A 19,595-nucleotide genomic window follows, 5' to 3' on the forward strand; every position below is an offset into this window, starting at 1 on the left:
TCACAAATCCGCTCATCCTAAGTGGCGCCGCTTGGCCCGGAACGGTGGCGCTGCTTGCCCGGAATATTCAGTTACAATACCTTTTACAAAGTTTTCCTCTATTTCACGCTGCATCAACGGAAGAATAGTATCAAGCAACTCTACTTCGAATTCAGAAAGGTCAAGGCTCATAGCGCCAGCACCGAATTTCTTATCGCCGAATCTCGTACGTAGCAATTCAGAAGGACTTACTTTACCGATGAACATTCTTTTTTCAGGTGTAACAAGTACATCTGTGAATGTCATAGCCATATTAGCTACAGCATCTAAGTCTACGTCTTCCTGATATGGTAGAGAGCTGATAGAGCCAGATTTAGTAGTTACTTTCTGACTAGTTTTCACGTTTGGCATCAAGCCGAATTTACCGCTAGCGAGAATGTTAGATTCCATAATCACTGCCGAGTATATTTTCTCGAAATAGTCAGCAGACCAAAGGTTGTTATTATAAGTAATAGCCATTGTTTATTTTAATTTTGATTTTTTAAGCGAGTTGAGAAGCAACTCACCTTTAGTGAGTGCTACAGGAGTAGCACTTAAGGTTACTTTTTTGTCTGCTGGTTCAGATTCGATCTTAGCTAATTTAGTCTTCAACTCAGTATTCTCAGTTTCAGACAGTTCAAGCTTGGATTTAATCTCTTCTACAGCTTCCTGGAGACTCGATATAGTAGCTTTCAATGTGTCCAGCTCGCTATCTTCTTCCAGTTTTTGTTTTCGTTTTTCTTCTTCGTCTTCTTCGTCCTTTGCCTCGTCTTCAGTAGGTTTATCTTCAGGAGTTTCTTCGTCAGCAGGCTTGTCTTCAGTTTCAGGAGAATCTTGTTTTTCTTCTTCGTCTTCTTTTTTAGCCAATTCTACTTCAGATTTAACTTCGTCAGCTTCCATACCCAAGGCAACCGCAAGCTTATCGAAGATTGCTAGTATCTTGTTTTTATTCATAGTTATATCAAGCTGTTCTTACCTTTATATATGTCGGTATTTTGATTTATTTTATTTTCAGCGCGATAAATGCACTCCTAAGGCACATCCTGCTAAAAATAATCCTGCTTTAAAGGCTTTTGAGTTGTAAAATCTCTTCTTTTCAGGTACTAGAATTCCGTCTATGTCGGCAGTCTTGAAGTATGGGTTTGAATTGACTACTGACACCACCGTACCCTTCTTAGTATCTTTTAGAATTACAGTCTTGTCATTCAAAAGTGTGAGTGTATCCAGTGTTACGGTAGTGTCCTGAACAGTTACCTGGAAGGAGATATTCGGGTCTTCATAGCCGTAGGTAGCAGAATCTTTTTTAGTGGAAGTGAGGTTAGTTACCTGTACTTTCTCCTGTACCTGAACAGCAGCCTTTAAATCCTTTTCTTTGACGTTCTGGAGCTGTGTAGCGAGCTTCTTTTGATTGGGAGTATGAATAGCAGCTAAAGCCTTAAACTCTTCCAGGTCGCGTGTATACAGCTTCTTTTCGCCTACTTCCCAGCCTAAAGCGTTCTCGTAGTAGTGTATGGAGTCTGTAAGGGCTTCAATGTTACTGTAAGTATGTTCCAGTTTCTGTTCGACAACTCTGTTCTTGTTGCATTGGAACAGACTTAGAAACATAAAGAATAGTAGTGCTACAATTAATAGATTATTTGTTTTCAAGTGCGTCAAGTAATTCCTCAAGCAAGGATTCAACTGTATCCTGTTTCTGAGTACTCATTTTTATCGCTTCCATCAGGAAGTTTCCTTCAAGGCTAAAGCCGTTTCGCTTCGAGACTTCAGCCCAAACTTTAGCATCTGGAAAGTGGTAGGTAGCGAACAGTGTACCTGGTTTAACATCGGTAAAACCTAGTGCAACAGCCTTGTCATTAGAAGCATCTTCTACTATCCAGCTCTCGATTAAATAACCTGGTATTTCGTCATTAGAAGAGTGGTCCAGGTTAGAGAGTTTAAGCTGTCCCTGTTTCAAGAACTTGTTTCTGATTTTCTCTATGTCCTGAGCCGAAGCAGTGATATAGAATTCTTCCTTCTCAGTCTTGCGGTAAATAAGCTGGTCTGGAATAAGTACAGGCCCTGTAACATATTGCTTCTCCTGGTTTGAAGAAAGTTTTAACGGTTGCACCTCTTCTTCCAGTTTGATGAAATTCGCTTCTATAGCGGGTTTGTCTACGATGGAAATAAGATCTATTCCAGTTTCGTCCAGCTCGCCAATATTCAACCTGAATACAGGTAGATTAACTTTAGTCATTTTGTAAATAATTGTTTATTAGCGCAAAGCGTATTCTCTTCTCTGCGTTACTCTATCTGCAACAGCATTATTCTCAACTGGTACAGTGATTACTGGTCTGTTCAGGTTAGCATTCAGCATAGCGTTCATTGCATCTATTCTGGCTTCCAAAGCAGCATTAGGGTTAATTGTCTCAGAGATATTCTGAGCTACTATACCGCCTTCTGCATAGCCTCTGGTTCTCTGTGCTTCCAGTGAATTGATAAGCGGCTTATTCTTGTTTACCATCCATTTAGGTATTACATACTCGCCCTTGTGAACTACGCCAGCTTCTTCATACTTGTCACCGTCACCAGTGTAACCACCTTCAGCAAAGCCTTTAGCTGCACTTTTTATCGTTGCGAAAGATGTAACTAAGGCAGCAGTGGAAGCAATAATCAAAGCGATGTTGTCCCAACCGAACTTACCTTTGGAACCGGTTTCAGTAATAGTTTTAGCTGCCGCTATACCAGCTCGAACCGCTTCTATACCTACAATTGCAGCTTGTACTGCTTGTAAAGCCTGTTGAATAACAACCTGTTTAGCGAGAGCTTTCTCCTTCTCTTTTTCAAGTTTGATTTTATCCTGCTCAGCCTTTTTGATTCGGTTGTCTTCGGCTTTACGTTCTTTGGCTAACTGTTCGGACTTCTTACGCTCTCTTTCAAGCTGTTGGATTATCCTTTCTCTCGCATCACCTTTAGCGTTTAGTAACTCGTTCTCTAGACTGTCAATATTGCTCTGTACAGCCTGAGCTTCGCTTTCTATTTCACCGAGTTTAGCTCTAGCCACACTGAGAAAGTTATCTAACTCAGAAAGCCTGGCATCCATTGAACTTAAAGCTGCGTCGCTTATAAGCTGCGACATTTCAACTATAGCATTGGCGGTCTCAGCATAAACAGCCTTGTACTGTTCTGCTAACAATTTCTTAGTATCCAGCGCTTCCCGATCTCTCTTTTTAGCATCCTCTAAAGCCTTGTCGTCAATAGTCTTAGTTTGGGTGTTGTAATCCTGGTCAATCTTGATTTTCTTGTTAGTGTACTCCTTGTGAAGTGCATTCAACTCTTCAGGTAATCTTCCTTTTACAGATTTCTCCTGCTCGTACCATTCTTCGAGGGTTTTAGTCTCTGTCAGTCTGGCCTGCTCAAGGTAAAATTTCTGAAGCTTGGTCTGGTTCTGTAAACCAGCGTCAACAGCCTTCAATTTGAAGTACTCTAAATCAGCAACCTTACTTCGGGCTAAAGCGTCGTCAGTGCGTTTGTCGAATTCGAGGTTCGTAGCTTTTACAGAAGACTTATATTCATTTTCTGCCGCTATTAATTCAGTACTAAGTGTGAGTAAAGCAGATGCCCTGTCTGATGTGTCAGCTAATACATTGTAGGCTGCTACGGCTGCGGTGTTGTATTTATACTGTTCCTCAAGAATCTCTTTCTGTATTGCTAAAGCTTCCTCTCTGGAAGTAGCTTCCGCAAGTTGTTGTTCAAGATTAAATTTATTCTGTTCGTAGGTTCTTTCTAATGTGTCTTTAGTTAAATCGGCAGCTTCTTTCTGTGCAGTATAGATTCTCTCTGCATTCTCCAGGTCAAGCCTGCTTTGTTCCGCTTTGTTGGCGTTGATTTCATTACGGATAGCATCTTCTTCTTTAAGCATTTCGATGCTCTTAACTCCACCAGCAACAGACGCATTCTCTGCTTTTACATATTTTAGCTGCGCGTTAAGAATCTTGTTCTGCTCGGCTAAAAGCGATTTCTTCGCAGTCATAGCTCTGTTAGAAGCAGCTATTCTTTCTTTTTCTGAAGTAAGGTCGGACTGTGCCAGTGCCTCATATTTAGCAATTTCATTTTGAAGTGCGGCGGCTCTGTTAGCTCCTAGTCTAGCAGCTATTTCGTAGTCCTTTTTGAGCTTTTCTATATTCAGCCCCTTCTGGCCGGCTTCGTCTATTTTTTTACCTACCTCTACTATCTTATTCCCTATTTTATCTACACCATTCTCTATTCCGGTGGCGAAATTTATAAAGTCGTTACCCATACCTTTAAAATCAAGTGTCAGGAAATTTTTGACCATACTGCCCAACAGGGAGAACTTCTCTACATAGAAATTAAAAAGGTCTTCTAATAGAATCTTAGGTGAATCGGCAACTTTCTTAAAATACGACACGACGTCTTCACCGATTTTTTTCACACTAGTTTTAAGGCCTTCGAAGTCTGAAACAGTATCCACTATCCACTTTCCTAGACTAGCTAGTGAGTCTACCAGTAAATTGACAATACCGCCCATATAGGCCATCGCCTTACTAAGCTTACCACTACCCTCAGTGGTCCTGGAAAAGTAGGCTACCAATGAACCGACCAGAACAACCAGAGCACCGACACCCAACGACATAAATGCCAGGCGGAGTTTGCCCATTGACTTGACTCCTTCGCCGCCGAACATTTGAATGCCTCGCACTAAGAGGTCGTTTTGCACTCCTAATGACTGCATACCTTTTTCAAGGACACTGACAGAATCAGATGTGCCAGCTACAACCTGTGTTATACCAGCGAATCCGTTCTTCAATACAGCACCTAGTTTATTCAGATTCGTTTTGTTTAACGACTCTACTTTCTTGTGCGCTTGATCTAGTTTAGTAGTTGTTTTAGCGATCTCTTTCTGTATAGACCTGAAAGCCTCCGAGCCTTTCTCTGCTTTGGAGAAATCTTCGTAGAGGTTTTTTAACTTGTCGGAAAGGGTACTTGCTTCTTTGATAGCAACGTCTAAGCCGTCAATATCTACTTTTAGTTTTTTGTTTGAAGCCATTTAGATAGGAAAGCGAGAGAGTTATTTTGAACCCCCTCTCGCTTTATATATGTCCCTACTAGGGAGGTATTTAACTAGAGACTAGTTTGTAGAGTCTAATCCTAGCAGTATTTCCTGTCAGGTCGTAATTGGATATACTTTCCAACAGGAATAGGTCGTCGTCTATCCGAATGATGTTTCTACCGTTCAGCTTTTCGTATAGAATAGGGTTGATTTTCATCTGCCCCTCTATGTAGTTAGACCAGTAAGTAACTAACAGGTCATTCTCGTAAAACTCCTGGAATATGGACTTGCCACCGATCATAGCTATTGACCTGGAATCAAGTTCGTCTGCTTTTTCGACAGAGGTAATGAATTCTGTGTTACCTGTAGTATAGATGGTATCGCTTGTATTTTCAACCACCCTGAATTCTCTGGTAGCAGTAATCAATTCCACTTCGTAACCTGGTTGCTCCTTTACGTTGAAGAAAGTTAGTTTAGGAAGGCGTTTGTATCGTCTTGCGCCGTATTGGTCGTAAGCGTAACCACCTGTTAAACCAGCAGTTCTGTCAAACATCAAGTAATACCCGTTCAGTCCGTACGGGTTCTCAGTATCCAGACTTAAATTACCTTCAGCCAGATAGCCGCTTCCGTAGTATAGTGCTAGTTTTGGTTTATAGGAGAAGTTAGAACTAGCTTCGAAGTCTTCCAATACTGATGCGTCCACTATATCCGTAGCAGGTATGGCAGCAGGTATCAGGTCGTAGCCTGTAGCTATCATAAACCCACCAATACGCTTGACTATATTCTTTTTCAGGAAGGCTAAAGGCGCGAAAGGCAGCTCGTAAACGTCTTCTGATATGTCAGAGTTAACCCTGCTCATATAGTCAGTGTATGTCAACAGGTAATCAGATTCATCCGTAGCCCATTTGTAGTAGGTGTCGGCTACGTCTTTCTGTGTAAGCGGTGTTTCCTCGAAATCATCCAGGTTCAGTTGTGGCGAAAGGTTGATTACATTATCCCTATTCAATGCAAACCACTCGTCCCTTGTATAAAGCAGTATTTTCTTACTCTCTTCGTCAACCTGGTAGTATAGGTTAAACAGTTTGAAAATAGCGTTAACGAATTCAAGTTGCGTCATATCAGGCAGGAATCTAGCCGGGTCTATGTTAACTCGTCCGTCTACCGCTGTAATCTTAAACCAACTTTCAAGTCTTTCAGCTACTAGTCTCAGGTTAGTTACGTTTGCTACGGCAACTTTTCTTATAGCTGTGTATACCTGAACTCTGTACTGTTTACCTTCAGTCAGTCTTGCTGTGAAGCTACTTGTGTGCGTATGGACGTTACCGCTTACAGTCGAAAAAGAAGCACCAGTATTAAGTGTAAACCTATCTTCAAAGCTGTATGCGCTTAATCCTGTAAAAGTGTTTGTGAGTCCGTCTAGTTCCTCTGAATATTCACTGTCACCTATTTCTCTGAACAGTAAAAACTGTTTTGTCTCTAAATTTGTATTAGTTGCTGCGTCATATACGTATGACTTAACCTTAATATCAAAAGTGTAATTAGAAGTGTACTTACAGGTGTAAACACCGTCTCTTCCTAAACTGAAAGAAAGATCGCCCGATTGCAGCTCGTACTTCTCAGGTTCTATAGCGTAGATATTGTAATCTAAAAACTCATAAATAGGAGCAGGGTTGAGGTAGTTTGCTACAGTAAGACAGTTTAGAGGGTTCAGAACTCCATAATTGTAAGATGCACTATCGCCGTTAGAAGTGTACAGCAGCAGTAAGCGTCTGAAAGTCTCGTCATTCAGAATATTACCTTCCAGCTCGTAACCTGCATCTTTAAAGATGTTTTTGAATACTGCTTTTGTAAAGTGGCTGACACCGAAATTCTCGTAGCCAAGGTTATATTCTATACCGTCTACAGTAGCACCAGAAAGACTGTTTACCCTGGCGAATGAATCCACTACGTAAGGAAATGCTATCTCTGAATTTTCAGCTACAACGTCTTTGTCCAGGTATTCCCAGACTGTCTTATCTCCCTCGAAATCAACGGAAGCAAAAGAGGTAATTTCCTTTAGTTTTTTGTCTTCGCTGATAATGTCCGATATTCTACCACCGTTATTGCTGACAATGAAGCCTTCGAACCCGTTTTTACTGATTCGCTCTATAATGAAAGTGCCATCGATTACAGTTATACCGTCCATCTGTACCTCACACGCGTACTCTTTTCTGAACTTACCAAGCAGCTGTCGCTCATTCTGAAAATCGAAAACAACTTTGTTATTCTGTGTAGGCGGAAATATTACGGAGTAGGTTAAGGCTCCTGTTTTTTTGAGTGGGTTTCTAAACTCGCTTACAACTTTCGTGTCAATAACTACCTTCAGTTGTTCCGATAAATGGGCTATTTTACCATCGATGAATATCTCTATTTTTCTCATTTACAAACTGATATAGTTTTGTTCATATTCGGGCGAAACCGTAAGCTCGATAGTGTACAGGTCCTGTGAGTTTTCATACTTCTCAGAGTGGTCTACCTTCTTGACGTACTTTCCGTCAATGTAGATAGCAGGACTGTGCAGTAGGTCCACAATTAGCCACCTGTAGGTAGCTTCGTCCAGATAAGGAGAGTAGTAAGTAACAGTCTGTGTGGAACTGACAGCATACGCCTTATTTGCGCCATTGGAGCCGTATAGACTGGTTTTAAAGCTGTACTCGGTGTCTTTGTATTTGGTAAACTGAACAGTGTCGAAGCTGCCTTTCTGGTTCATAAAAGATATTTCTACTGGGTCCTGCAAAGGTTCAGCTACGGTGTATGTTTTAAAGTTTGTGATTCTCATTTTTTCAGAAGAAGTTTCTTATTGCAGTCTGCCTGGTGCATCGGCTGGTATGGCGCAGAACTGGTCTACATTGTACCAACCGTCTTCGTACTGTCGTTTCCATTCCTGGTGATATTCCGCAGCTAGGTCTGCTGGCGGTGTTCCGTCGTAGTTGTTCAGGTAGCAGCCTGATTGCTTGTTCTCGTAGCTGTCCGCCCAACCCTTGTCAAAAGCTACCTGTTGGTATTCGTTGATGTAGTCGCTCGTAGCGTTGACTATCTTGAATACCGGTGTCTCGATGAAGATTGCAGGGTTGTTCTTCGACTCAACTCTGAACTTGGCGTTAGCAGTCTCACCGTAAGCCATACCCGGATATTGTGCGTTCTGACTAGTCAATGCTCTGTAATTAAAGTCGTAACCACCGTTGTTGTTCTGTTCCTGGGCGTAAAACTCAAAGTCAGGGCTGTAGTCTTTGTAGTAGAACCTGACAACTACTTTATGTATGGTGTCTGTCTCAGTCCATCTTAAAGGTATTACATCGTCCAAATAGTAAGTACTGTCAGCAGTAGGCATTGACGTAGCCACCAGTTTGATAGCTAAATTCTGTGCTACCAGATAACCTTGCTTGTAACCATTCTCCCAGGCTACACACTCATCGTAAGAGCTGCCAACAGGACAAATAGGTTCAGTGGTAACACCTGTATTATAAGCAGCCTGACCAGCGGCAAAACCTTCCTGGTACTTGGCTTTCCCTATGTCAAAACCTTCTTTGTAGCCAGCTTTGTAGTAATCACACCTGTAGCTGGTCACTCCGACAGGACAAGTGTTATTTGGGTATTGATTACCTAAACCAGCATAAGCAATACCAACGTCAAATCCAGTCCAGCTGTATTCTCTGTCGTTCTGGTTGTTCTGGTAGCCTCTCTCGTATCCGTTGGCATAAGCTTCACACTCTAAACCTGAATAACCATTGCAACCATCCACAAACGATATACCGTCCCTGGAATCATTGTAGCCCTTAACAGAACCAGCATTGAAAATAGTAGCTATTTCGTTGTAACCTCTGCTGTATCCGTTTCTGAGTAGACTACAGTCAACTTCTGGTAAGAATTCGCTGTTGATTTCGCAGCTTGGTGTTCTGTAGTTAGGGAAAGTTACTGCATCTAGTCTGCCTTGCTCGTAGCCCTGTGCGTAATAGTCAACTGAACCGTTGTACTTGAAGTCTACATACACTTCATAACTGGAAAGCTTTATTCTTTTGGAAATATCAGGCTCCAGGTAGTCAGGTGAGATGTTGTATATGTAAACACCACCCTCTGAAATAGAGTTACTGAATACGATTTTATGTAATTCTGATGTTCCGTCTTTATAATATTTATCAGCAATCAACTGCACCTCTCTGTCTTGGAATCCAGTGTTGTCTACCAGTAGAAATGACAGATAACTATTCTGCCTCGTTCTCACTTCCATAATATTCGGTGAACTGGAAAGGAATTTAACAGGAGTCTGGTAGTTCGTTACGTAGCTGTTGAATTCCACTGCCTCAGTACGGTCCAGTGCTGCCCGCATTGCAAACTTTACACTCGAAGTGTAGTCGTATGTCTTCTGCTGCAACGTACCGTTGAATGTCTGTCTGCCTGCTTTGATGTAGTAGCCTACGTAAGAGGTAGTATCGCGCTGGAACTGTCTGCTATCTGGTCTGTAGAATTCAGCGAAAGCATACTGCATAACAGAACTGACGTCAAATGTGTAATTACCGTCACCTCTGCCGTTTGCTGTCAGGGTAGTAATGAGCTGACCACCCTCAGCTTCCAGTATGGTAGAAATATTGGTAGAATTGACTCTGTAAATCTCACAGAAAGCCCTGTCACCTACTTGGTAATCAGACTTGTTGAAGCTGAACTCGATTTTGTTGTAAGCCGCATCTATGAAATTAGGCTCCTTGGTTAGTGTTAGCAATGTGTTATAGTCTTATTTTTTATCGAAGTGGAATTCCACAATACTTATAAGTTCGGGTACCAGGAACTCGTCGATTACCTCCGCCAATAGTTCTTCTGTATATTGGAGTGAAGCTTCGATGAACGGTCTTGCTTTGATACCGTTTTTGTAAATGCTCTGCTGGATAGCCCAGGCTGTGCTGTTGATAGAATTCTGCGATACTTTTTTGTACTTACCTGTTTTCTGGTCCCTGCTGACTACTCGGTAGCGTTTGAGCCATTTTATAATCTCAGAGAGGGGTACTTTCTTGGTAAAAGGTTTCCTGCCGTTCTCGATGTACTGTGCGTGTCCAGGAAGATCTATTTTAACTCCGTCTGTAGTGAAATCTACGTTGACAGAGTTTACAAACCCGTCTTTACCGTCTTTCCTGAACTTGTGCCTACCGCCTTTCTCAGCCTCGGCTATGATAAACTCCTTTATCAGTTTCGCGACCTCGAATAGCTGTCCTTCCAGGTAGGTTTTTATCTGGTCAGGTGTAAATGCCTTTCCAGCTCCCTTACCCCTGGTAACTTTCTTAATCCGACTGAATTTTGTTGTGCTCATCAATCTTATATATGTCCGGGAGAGAACTATATTTAATAAAAAAGGGCTGCCCGTAGACAGCCCTTTTAAGTTTGTTTTAGTGTGGTTTAGACTAACTGAAGTTTCTTACCTGAGTCAAAATTACGGGCGAAATCAGTGTCACCTACAACCTCGAAATCGATCTGTGTGGTATGTTCGGCGTTAAATTTGTTCTTGCATTCGTTTATACAGGTTAGCTGTTCTGTAGTGAATCCGTTATCGTCGGATTCTACCCACCTGAACTGAATCCATTCGGTGTAGATTTCCGATTCCTGCCCTGATGCGTCCGTTATGAGGTGTGATTCCAGCACTTTGGTTGTAGGGAAGTTGGTTACTACCGAAAACATTAAGGCTTTCTGTAGTGTGATATATTCTTCGGGTATCAACGCGTATGATTTTGTCATTATAGTTTTATGCTATATTTTTTTATTATAGTATTTCTTCCAGGTACTTCACTCCGTTGAATTCTGTACCGTGTCTGTTATTACCAGAACTATCTAAAGCATTACCATCAAATTTGTAATAACATACCAGATTAGGTTGTGGCGATGTATAACTTGTTAGTGTAGATTCAGCTGCTTCGTCTTCATTGAGGGCTTTGTCCCATATTTTCAATTCTCTTATGTCACCTGAAAAATAAATTCCTGTTTCGTCTCTACCTACCGTGTTCCAATTTGATGCTGTACCTGTACCTTGGTTTAATAACACATAAGGGTTTTTATTTAGTCTTATACCAACATTATTATCTGAAACATTCCTCCTGACGATGGTTAGTGTGTTCCATTTACCAAAAAGGTCATTTGTGAAACCAACATCAACACTTGAGATAGGCCCACCAACCCTTGTTCTTAACTGGATATTATTGTTACTAAGAATTCCTATTTTCATTTTATTACCTGAACCGACTGTCGTGCTTATAAAATGCCTTGTAGTAGATATGGGATCAATCTTAAATGAGAATGTAATAGTGTAATTATCTGACGCGGAGGTATTATTATCTATTAATATATAATCATTAACACCGTCAAACGATGCGTACTTTCTGTATTTGACTAAAGTCTTTGCTGAATAGAAATTGAATTTCCTTCTTCTCATTCAACCCTCCTTACATACTGCTTAGCGTTACTTTGGAAGCCGCTGTAGCATTAGTTTTAGCTATCTCAACAGTAAGTATATCTCCTGGTATGAGTGTGATAGGCAAGCTCCTAACGACTTCATTTACCTTGTAAACTACAGTAGCTACGTTAGTAAGCTGTTGAATCGTATAAACGGCTGCTTCGTCTGATGTAACGGTTACAGAAATAGAGTTCTCTGTATCTACCAGATAATTGAAGCTCAATACATACTGGTCTGGTATACTTTCTACAGTATAGGTCTCACCGAACTCAAGTTCTTTAGTTACACCATTTACATTATCGATAACAGTTGGTTTAACAGGTATGGCTACATTATAACTGCCACCAGCAGGTACCTTTAAAGTCTCGCCAGTTTCCAAGTTGAATATGGTCACAGGTGCACAAACGAAGTTGTTTTCCTTTACATCTATACCGCCTATCGGTTCGCTTAATCTTGCTGTATAGCGCGCAATGTCAATAGAGAATTCGCCTCTTGTTACAACAAGTTTATCGTCGTCGTGGTCTCTGAACTGAATCTTGCTGATGTCGCTTACTTTGATATTAGAAGCTACCTGAGATAGTTTGTAATGAACCTCTGACAGTATCTGGTCAGTTTTGCTCATACCGTCTAATACGGCGTCCTCTGTCGCATCCGAAGGTAAACGGTCGGCGATAACAAGGTTGATACTAAAGGACTCCATATTGCCTCTCGTATTGCTCGAAAAGTCGCTTTCAAGGAATGCTAGCGGGTACAAGCTTTCGGTATCTTCTGATAGTATGTCCAGACCTGACTTGAATTGGCTAACGGCAATATGCGCTTCGCAGACTTCTTTAACCAGATTGCGGATACCGCGTAAACCTGCTATCCTGTATAATTTATTAGACATTAAATTGATTAGTTGTTTTGTTGCTGGTCGAGCTTTTGTAAACTCTCCTGCATTGCAGCTGTGTCCAGCTCATACTCGAAGTGCATTAGTATATCTTTAACCGGCGTATCATAAATAATCTGAAGGTTAAAAGCATATTGAGCCATTTTGTGAGCCAGCGCATTCCACCCCCACTTAGTGTCATAAGCCTGCGTAATTCTTGCTCTTTCTCCCTTACTTGCTTTTCCAGGTTTGAATACTGTTGGGAACTGACTTGCAAGACTTTCTGCTTGAGCAAAAAAAAACTATTGATCTTCAGTACAGTCTCAGTATCCAGGTTTTCAAATATGTTAGAACGTTCATCTATCGTCTTATTATCCTTGAGTGGTTTCTCGTTTGCTTTTCTACAAAACACAGCAAGTTTTTTAGTGATACCTTCTTCCGGATTGTCGCTGAATATCTTATCAATACTGCCGTAGTCCGCGAACTCTCTGTAAGTACCGTTCTCCAGGTCGTTAACATAGTAAGTGCTGTCGCCGATCTTGAAGTGTAGTACTGGTTCTAATTCGTCTACAGGCGTATCAAAGAATGACAGGTTATTCATCAGTGTATAAACCAAGTGAGGGTCACCGTCAACAAGAGAATCGTAGCTGAGTCCGGTAAATACTGCTACTATTTTAGCTGATCTCTCTAGGTCACCTAGTTTCTGTCGCTCCAATTTCATTATCTCTTTGAATTGCTTAAAAGGAACCTCTGACCAGTTTTCGGGAATTGTGTATTTTACTTTATTGAATTTGATTGTCTTCATCAACCTTATATATGTTGATTGTCGCGAGGTATTTAACACTCGTAAGGTTATTAGGAGAATCCGTAAAAGAATGACTTCTTCTTTGTTACCAGTTCTCTGATTGCGTAAACCATAGCGTCTACCTGGTCGTCATTCTTACCGGTTTATTTTCTGATTCTTACCCGTTTAATCAAACTTTCTTGCATATTCGGTGTATAATTTTATGCAAAAACAAGAATTATGGTTAGACGTACTAGGTTACGAAGGCCAGTATCAAGTATCGAATTTAGGTAGAGTTAAGTCTCTAAAACACAACAAAGAACGCATTCTCTCTCCGGGACTAGATGGCGGTTATCTTAAAGTAGTCTTCAGTACTAAGAGTAAAATGATTGGCTTTAGAATCCACCGTTTAGTTGCTGAAGCGTTCATCCCGAATCCAGAAAATCTTACCTTCGTTGACCATATCGACGGAGACCGTAAAAACAATAAAGAAGATAATCTTCGTTGGGTAACTAAGAGCGAAAACGCTAGAAACAACGCTTGTCATAGAGACGGTACTTGTACCTCAAAATATTACGGTGCTAGTCTTCGTCCTAATGGAAAGTGGCTATCTCAAATCAAGCTCAATAAAGTACATAGGTATCTTGGTGTCTTTGATACTGACATTGAAGCAGCAAAAGCATACGACCAAGCACTAATTGAATTCGGTTTGAAGCCAGTAAATTTTCCGGATTAATCAAAACCGGAAAACCCGTAAAAGAAAGATTTCTTCTTTGTGACCAGTTCACGAATAGCGTAAACCATTGCATCCACCATATCATCATTTTTAGAGTTAGGGAATATGGTAACCTGGTCAAGAAATGAACTGACATAGGAACCCTGTATAAGTACTACTCTTTTAGATTCTACGAAGTCAGTTACGCTGTAAGCTCTGTCTTCCTTGGATTCCTTACCTGGTTGAACTTCGACGATATTAAATAATGTACTCTGTCTTAGTTGCTGTATCAAAGACTGACCTGACGCCTTACCCTCAATATAAATCTTACTACCTGGTGTAGCATATCGCGGAACAAATTCTTTGATGTACTTCATCAGTTCGGGGAATTCGAAATGTTTCGTTTTTACATCTCTTATATAGACTATATTTCCTACTCTAGCTGCCACTACAATAGCGGTAGGGTCGTTCTTCTTATTACTGGTAAAGGCCGTGTCCAGAAAGAAATGCCATACTACTTTTTCGTTGTTGGTGGCCTGTAGAAACTCTTCGAAAGAAACAGACTTGAACGACTCTCGCTTGAACATACCTCCACCATCAGGAGCAGGTGCCTGCATATACTGTCCAGCGTAAGTGTAAGGCTTCTTTTTGAGTTGGTCCAGACGGTCGTGGCTTAACCTGATAGGGTCGAATAAACCATCTCTGTAATGCTTTCTAAGTTCAACAGGTTTTACACTATCGTTCAGCTCAGCAGGTAAGCAGATGTGCTCGAAGTTCTCCGGATACTCGTCTAGTAAGTAACCAGCTAAGTCGTCTTCTGAAAGACGCTGCATCACAATGATTCTTAAACCTACAACAGCGTTATTGAGTCGGTTTTCAATTGTATTGTCGTACCAGTTGTGTACGTCTTCAGTCTTGGTTTCTGAACTTGTCTCGTCTGGTTTCTGTGGGTCGTCAATTACGATTATGTCCGCACCCATACCTGTAATGGTACCACCAACGGAAGTAGAAACCCTGGCACCTCTGGCAGTTGTCTCGAACGATGTTTTATTGTTGGCGTCGTCTGCTAGCCTTACATCAGGAAATAGTTTCTTGTACCAGTCGGATTGAATAAGCGTACGGCTGTCAAGTGCAAGCTTGGTAGAAAGCGTGGCCGCGTACGAAGCAGTAATAAACCTCATATAAGGATACTTCGCCCACACCCAGGCTGGAAAGCATACAGAACAAATAAGGCTCTTAGAAGTCCTCGGAGGTATGTTTATGATTAAGTCTTTAGTCTTCTTCTCACCCCTGGCAATGCGTTCTACTTCGTTCTGTAAAGTATCGCATAGGTATTTAATGATAGGATTGTCTACATAGACAGTATGCGGTTCGAGAACTTTGAAAGCCCGTTTAAAAAATTCGTAGAAGCTCTGTTTGCAGATAGCTGCTTCTATTTGAGTTGGGGTAACTGTCTGTTGCGGAATAGAATTACTCGACTTCTTCTGGGTCTGATTCTTCTTCGTCACTTACATCGTCGGAGGAATTTTCGTCACCAGTAGATTCTGTATATTCTACATTGATGATAGGGGCATCCAGATATGACTGCATTTTTAGCAGCATTTCCAGAGGCAGTTGAGACAGGTCAATCTGTGGTTGATTGCTGTTAATGTTCTGATCTATGGTAATTCGGTTGAGACCTAGAATAGAATCTCTCTTGTTCAGGACGTCGGCAGCTTCTTTATACTTTCCCTGGGAGCAAAGCTTACCGTAAAGGAAATCGTACTGTGCGATTGATTTGTTAATGATCTTCTTTCGGTCTTCAATTAGCTTGTCGTCGTTACTCCAGTCTTCTCTTACCTTTTTGATGTAGTTCTTGCAGTTACGCTCGGTGTCGCCAAACTCTTCAGAGAATAGCTTCACTATGTCCATCGTTCGCATCTCCTGTACCAACAGGTTGAAAACAAAATCGTACTTTCTCTCCTTAAGAGTCTTCAGTACAACTTTGTCCCCATTCATTAGTTGAACACCTTTATATTTTTTGTCCTGGTTCATTTAGTTAAGTCACTGTTTTATACTTTTATATATGTCGGTGACTCTTCATTATTTTTCCGTAGCCAGTAATAAATCTTTGTTTGCCCTGACGTCAGCTCTTATCTTTTTACAAATATCATAACACTTGTAGCGCTTGTACTGCGTTGTCTCTGCTAACTGGTCGAATGTGTACCCGTCTATTGTGTAGGCTTTGTAGATAGCAGCCTCTTCCATTTCATATTTAGAGAATACATAATCAAAGATGCGGCGGTAGACTTCATTGGTGTTGTTAATGATAGGGTCCTCTTCCGGTTCGTCTGCTAGCTGCCTGTAGATTTCATCATTGAAAGGTTTGTTCACTTTCATACTCTGACTTCTCTTTTTGCTTTTGTTTTTGAAGTCGAACCAGCTTGACCTGGTTAGGTACATTTCAACCTCGTCCCGATTATTGAACCTGACTTTACCAGCGTGTACTTTCTCGGCAGTGGTCAGTATTACTTCGTTGAGTGTGTCCTCAATCTGTTCAGTTGCTGGCGCAACTATGTTTAGTTTGGTCCTAATGATGTTGATTAAAAGCTTCTTCAGGTTAGGTCTGTACAGCTGCACAATAGCAAAATATTCTTGGGTATTCAATTTAGTTATGGGGGAAATTTATTGGAGCTAATCCTAGCTCTATTAGAGCATTGTCGTATGCTCTAGCTGCTTCTGTTTCGGTTAGAAAATTACCAAAACGATTAAGCTTACCGTTAATAAATATCTGTGAAATCCACTTTTTATTATCTTTTCTGAAGCTTACTCCTACGAAACTAGAATATCCTTCTTGATTGATGTTTGCTTTTAGAATAACTTCTTTTACTTTTTTGAGACTTTTAACTCTACCTATATTAGACACTTGATAATCACCGTCATAACCGTCTATGTCTTTCCAGTTTTCTATATTGTTCATATTATTCATTAATTAGATGTTGTTCATTTTATATTTAGCAAACTTTAAAATGTTTGTAAAAAGATTGGTCAATTTCCTTTGGGTCAGGCATTGTGTATTTCTTTTTCAAAGCTCGTTCAATAGGTAAGTTGATAACGTATTTGTTTGTTCTACCTGCTGCTGGGTTAGCAGTATACTTAGGACAGGGGATGAGTTCAACCTGAATGTCTTGACACTTTCTCAAGTCAAATATTAGAGCGTAACCGTCTGTATAAAATGACTGGTAGATTGGAATGGCACCAGTCTCTTCGTATTGACTTATTAGGAAGTCGAACTTCTTTTTTTCAATCATAACCGACGGATACCTGTCGGAAGCGTTATTTCTTACTTTGTATTCGACTATCGCTTTTTTACCAGCTACTTCACAAGTTGCATCAAATTGATCGTAGCCTGTTATATCGGTAAAACTGTAGTTATTGAAAATGCTGATGTTGCTGTTCTCAGCAGTGTATCTTTCTTTGAAGCTGGAGTAAACGAATTTTACATTTTTAGAGGTTAAGGTTATCATTTGTACAACTGAAATATTTAACATATATATTTCAGTTGCCACAGCACCTTTTTTCCACTATTAGGAAATGTTTCAGCAAAAATAAAAAAAAGTCGCCCTGGGTAGAACGACTTTGAATATTTAGACCATTTCGACGTTTTTTTTCGACGTTGCCTTAGTTTTACAAGTTTTACAATTTATAAGGGCTTGGACACAAGCCGCTTAGCGCAGCGTAGGCCGCAGGCCGTTTTAGGAAACTTCTATTCTATCCGTTGAACTACGAGGCCATTTCCCAAAATTGCAGTTGAAAACAAATTTAAATTAAAAATGTACTTAAAACAAATGAACTGCCCATGGGAAACCCCAGGTTGAGCTGTTTCTTCCGTATTCTGAGATAAATAGCTCTATTTTACCCCTCATGCATTGTCACAAATGTATTATGCGCGTATACACCACCCATCATAAAAAGATAAAGCATACAAAGCCGGGCAATAAGCTGTAATAGCATTTTATGTTGCTGAATGTAGACTGAAATCCGCAAGTTTCACAGCATATCTACTTCTGAAATGCAGGATTAGTAGTAAGCCATAGCAATACCAAACGATGTAACCGTTAGCACAAGCCCAACCATAAAAATGGTATAAGAAATCCGAAGGATCTTGTACTTGCGATCAAGCACTTCTCCGAGATAGTAGATATCTGTTATCATGTTATTGTAAAGCGATTTTTTATCACGCATAATTTCGTGCATCCCCTGCTGAAAATCCTCCAGCGATAAATTGGTGAAGTTGCCAAAGAAAAGAAGATTTACATCCCGGTTCTTCATCTTATTCTTGTTCATAGAGAAGCTGGTAACTTCTGGTTGTGCCGAAATAATAGCAAAAATTATAGAACCTAAGGTGGTTAGCAGAAGGGTGCCAACCGGAATAATCAGGATGCGGTGCTGGGCAAACTCTGTACCGATAACAGAAGATTTGGCGCTAATATAAGTAATGATGACGGACATGATAATCGCATTGAGGCTGATCATCATGTTCGCTTTATTATCGGCTATGGCGCTTAGGCTAAGGTGCGTGCGGTAGGTGTTGCGAAACATGGTTTCGATGCCACGCTTGGGTTGGGCCAGTGTCTCGCGGTATTTCTTCTCCTTCTTCTTCTGTTTCTTTACCTCGTTGTTTAAGAAGTTACGCTGTTCCTGTATATTAACACCTAACTGCGTTGCAAACTTGCTTTGTGCGGCTGTGGTATAAAAGGTGGTCGTTAACAAAAAATCCATCTGGAACTGCGCCCACTCCCTGTCAGTAAAGAATTTATCTAGAAAAATCTCCCACTCCACGCGCAGCAACTCGGCAGTGGCAAAAAATGTAGGCTTGCCTATATTCGATAGATCGGCATCAATAAGTATTTCTTCCAGAAGCTGCTTTGGAGCCTGCCCTTGTTTGGTTGCCAAAATACAGGCACTGATGCGGCTTATTCGCTCGGTGGGGTACTGCCGCTCCTCCAGCCACTGAGAGGCTAATCTGACACTTTCTTCTTCGTGGCCCTGGTAGGTGTTAATATAACCTGTGTCGTGAAACCAGGCAGCTAATACAAGGTCTTGCAGTTCATCAGATGGCAGCTCATGCAGTTGCCCCAGAAAAAGCGCCTCGTTGGCAACTTCGCTTGTGTGTTTGTAATTATGGTAAACAAGCTTTTGCGAAAGCTTCTCCTTAAAAAGCTTCGATACAAATTCTTTTGCTTGTTCTATAAGTGTGTTTTGCTCCATATAGCTAATGCTGCTGCTTTGGTAAATGGAAATAGGTGGTCCAGTCCTCATTCGTGAGCAGATAAAAAGGTGGTGTTAGTATTTGCAGATAATGTATTCTGCGGTTACGGCAAAAGCTGCTTTAAGTTAGCGCGATAGCTTCGTTAGCTAACAAAAGCCAGCATTTAAATCGGAGTACAAAAACACCAGGCTAACCGTAAGGCGGGTAACAGCAGGTAGCTACAGGCAAGCCTGGCATTGCTCTAAGTACAAACAAGAAAGTTCTATCAGATAAAACAGCCCGCCTTAGTGGTCGCTTCTAAATTATTCGAATGAAAACAGCCTCCGGAAGGTTTTGCATCAGAATTTTGCCAAGGGTATATCCGGCATGTTTTAGTTGCGTGTACTTAGTCGCAGTAACAACCAGTTATTACCCAATTATTTAAATAAAAACGGCCTTCC

20 protein-coding genes are annotated in these 19,595 nt (G+C 40.9%); 1 reads left to right on the forward strand and 19 read right to left on the reverse strand.

Features of this window, described 5'->3' with window-relative positions; translation table 11 throughout:
• Nucleotides 1–12 precede the first annotated feature (12 nt).
• The 13 genes from FVR03_RS16705 to FVR03_RS16765 form a co-directional block, all read right to left on the reverse strand.
• On the reverse strand, nucleotides 13–498 hold the full coding sequence (locus tag FVR03_RS16705) for a hypothetical protein (RefSeq protein ID WP_147922905.1): 486 nt from the start codon (nucleotides 496–498) through the stop codon (nucleotides 13–15).
• Nucleotides 499–501: 3 nt separating this feature from the next.
• Entirely contained in the window at nucleotides 502–972 is a 471-nt protein-coding gene (locus tag FVR03_RS16710) for a hypothetical protein (RefSeq protein WP_147922906.1), read from the reverse strand.
• Between the two features lie 57 nt (nucleotides 973–1,029).
• On the reverse strand, nucleotides 1,030–1,623 hold the full coding sequence (locus tag FVR03_RS16715) for a hypothetical protein (RefSeq protein ID WP_147922907.1): 594 nt from the start codon (nucleotides 1,621–1,623) through the stop codon (nucleotides 1,030–1,032).
• 28 nt (nucleotides 1,624–1,651) lie between these two features.
• The gene (locus tag FVR03_RS16720; protein ID WP_147922908.1) at nucleotides 1,652–2,251 is read right to left on the reverse strand and encodes an XkdF-like putative serine protease domain-containing protein; all 600 of its coding nucleotides are present in this window, start codon (nucleotides 2,249–2,251) and stop codon (nucleotides 1,652–1,654) included.
• Nucleotides 2,252–2,269: 18 nt separating this feature from the next.
• Nucleotides 2,270–5,062, reverse strand: a complete 2,793-nt coding sequence (locus FVR03_RS16725) for an AAA family ATPase (RefSeq protein WP_147922909.1) — start codon at nucleotides 5,060–5,062, stop codon at nucleotides 2,270–2,272.
• A gap of 70 nt (nucleotides 5,063–5,132) precedes the next feature.
• Nucleotides 5,133–7,484, reverse strand: coding sequence for a hypothetical protein (locus tag FVR03_RS16730; RefSeq protein WP_147922910.1), 2,352 nt, complete (start codon nucleotides 7,482–7,484; stop codon nucleotides 5,133–5,135).
• The gene (locus FVR03_RS16735; RefSeq protein ID WP_147922911.1) at nucleotides 7,485–7,883 is read right to left on the reverse strand and encodes a hypothetical protein; all 399 of its coding nucleotides are present in this window, start codon (nucleotides 7,881–7,883) and stop codon (nucleotides 7,485–7,487) included.
• 18 nt (nucleotides 7,884–7,901) lie between these two features.
• On the reverse strand, nucleotides 7,902–9,821 hold the full coding sequence (locus FVR03_RS16740; RefSeq protein WP_147922912.1) for a hypothetical protein: 1,920 nt from the start codon (nucleotides 9,819–9,821) through the stop codon (nucleotides 7,902–7,904).
• 12 nt (nucleotides 9,822–9,833) lie between these two features.
• The gene (locus FVR03_RS16745; RefSeq protein WP_147922913.1) at nucleotides 9,834–10,403 is read right to left on the reverse strand and encodes a hypothetical protein; all 570 of its coding nucleotides are present in this window, start codon (nucleotides 10,401–10,403) and stop codon (nucleotides 9,834–9,836) included.
• Nucleotides 10,404–10,489: 86 nt separating this feature from the next.
• Nucleotides 10,490–10,825: a hypothetical protein gene (locus tag FVR03_RS16750; protein ID WP_147922914.1), complete on the reverse strand. Its 336-nt coding sequence runs from the start codon at nucleotides 10,823–10,825 to the stop codon at nucleotides 10,490–10,492.
• A gap of 25 nt (nucleotides 10,826–10,850) precedes the next feature.
• Nucleotides 10,851–11,516, reverse strand: coding sequence for a LamG-like jellyroll fold domain-containing protein (locus tag FVR03_RS16755; RefSeq protein ID WP_147922915.1), 666 nt, complete (start codon nucleotides 11,514–11,516; stop codon nucleotides 10,851–10,853).
• 10 nt (nucleotides 11,517–11,526) lie between these two features.
• Nucleotides 11,527–12,237: a hypothetical protein gene (locus tag FVR03_RS16760; RefSeq protein ID WP_147922916.1), complete on the reverse strand. Its 711-nt coding sequence runs from the start codon at nucleotides 12,235–12,237 to the stop codon at nucleotides 11,527–11,529.
• A 271-nt stretch (nucleotides 12,238–12,508) separates the two neighbouring features.
• Nucleotides 12,509–13,210: a hypothetical protein gene (locus FVR03_RS16765; protein ID WP_147922917.1), complete on the reverse strand. Its 702-nt coding sequence runs from the start codon at nucleotides 13,208–13,210 to the stop codon at nucleotides 12,509–12,511.
• Between the two features lie 202 nt (nucleotides 13,211–13,412).
• On the opposite strand from FVR03_RS16765, the gene FVR03_RS16770 reads away from it, so the two are divergent.
• Nucleotides 13,413–13,925, forward strand: coding sequence for an NUMOD4 domain-containing protein (locus FVR03_RS16770; RefSeq protein WP_147922918.1), 513 nt, complete (start codon nucleotides 13,413–13,415; stop codon nucleotides 13,923–13,925).
• On the opposite strand, the gene terL is transcribed toward FVR03_RS16770, so the two are convergent.
• The 6 genes from terL to FVR03_RS16800 all read right to left on the reverse strand — a co-directional run bounded on the left by terL (nucleotide 13,922) and on the right by FVR03_RS16800 (nucleotide 19,154).
• On the reverse strand, nucleotides 13,922–15,085 hold the full coding sequence (gene terL / locus FVR03_RS16775) for a phage terminase large subunit (RefSeq protein ID WP_147922919.1): 1,164 nt from the start codon (nucleotides 15,083–15,085) through the stop codon (nucleotides 13,922–13,924). The two genes, FVR03_RS16770 and terL, sit on opposite strands and share 4 nt — an antisense overlap.
• 289 nt (nucleotides 15,086–15,374) lie before the next feature.
• A complete protein-coding gene (locus tag FVR03_RS16780) occupies nucleotides 15,375–15,902 on the reverse strand; it encodes a hypothetical protein (RefSeq protein ID WP_147922920.1) in 528 nt (175 codons plus the stop codon).
• An 84-nt stretch (nucleotides 15,903–15,986) separates the two neighbouring features.
• A complete protein-coding gene (locus tag FVR03_RS16785) occupies nucleotides 15,987–16,550 on the reverse strand; it encodes a hypothetical protein (RefSeq protein ID WP_147922921.1) in 564 nt (187 codons plus the stop codon).
• Nucleotide 16,551: 1 nt separating this feature from the next.
• Nucleotides 16,552–16,863: an NUMOD4 domain-containing protein gene (locus FVR03_RS16790; protein ID WP_147922922.1), complete on the reverse strand. Its 312-nt coding sequence runs from the start codon at nucleotides 16,861–16,863 to the stop codon at nucleotides 16,552–16,554.
• A 34-nt stretch (nucleotides 16,864–16,897) separates the two neighbouring features.
• The gene (locus tag FVR03_RS16795) at nucleotides 16,898–17,452 is read right to left on the reverse strand and encodes a hypothetical protein (RefSeq protein ID WP_147922923.1); all 555 of its coding nucleotides are present in this window, start codon (nucleotides 17,450–17,452) and stop codon (nucleotides 16,898–16,900) included.
• A 511-nt stretch (nucleotides 17,453–17,963) separates the two neighbouring features.
• Entirely contained in the window at nucleotides 17,964–19,154 is a 1,191-nt protein-coding gene (locus FVR03_RS16800; protein WP_147922924.1) for a Pycsar system effector family protein, read from the reverse strand.
• Between the last annotated feature and the right edge of the window lie 441 nt (nucleotides 19,155–19,595).

It is taken from the genome of Pontibacter qinzhouensis (assembly GCF_008017455.1).
GTDB lineage: Bacteria > Bacteroidota > Bacteroidia > Cytophagales > Hymenobacteraceae > Pontibacter > Pontibacter qinzhouensis.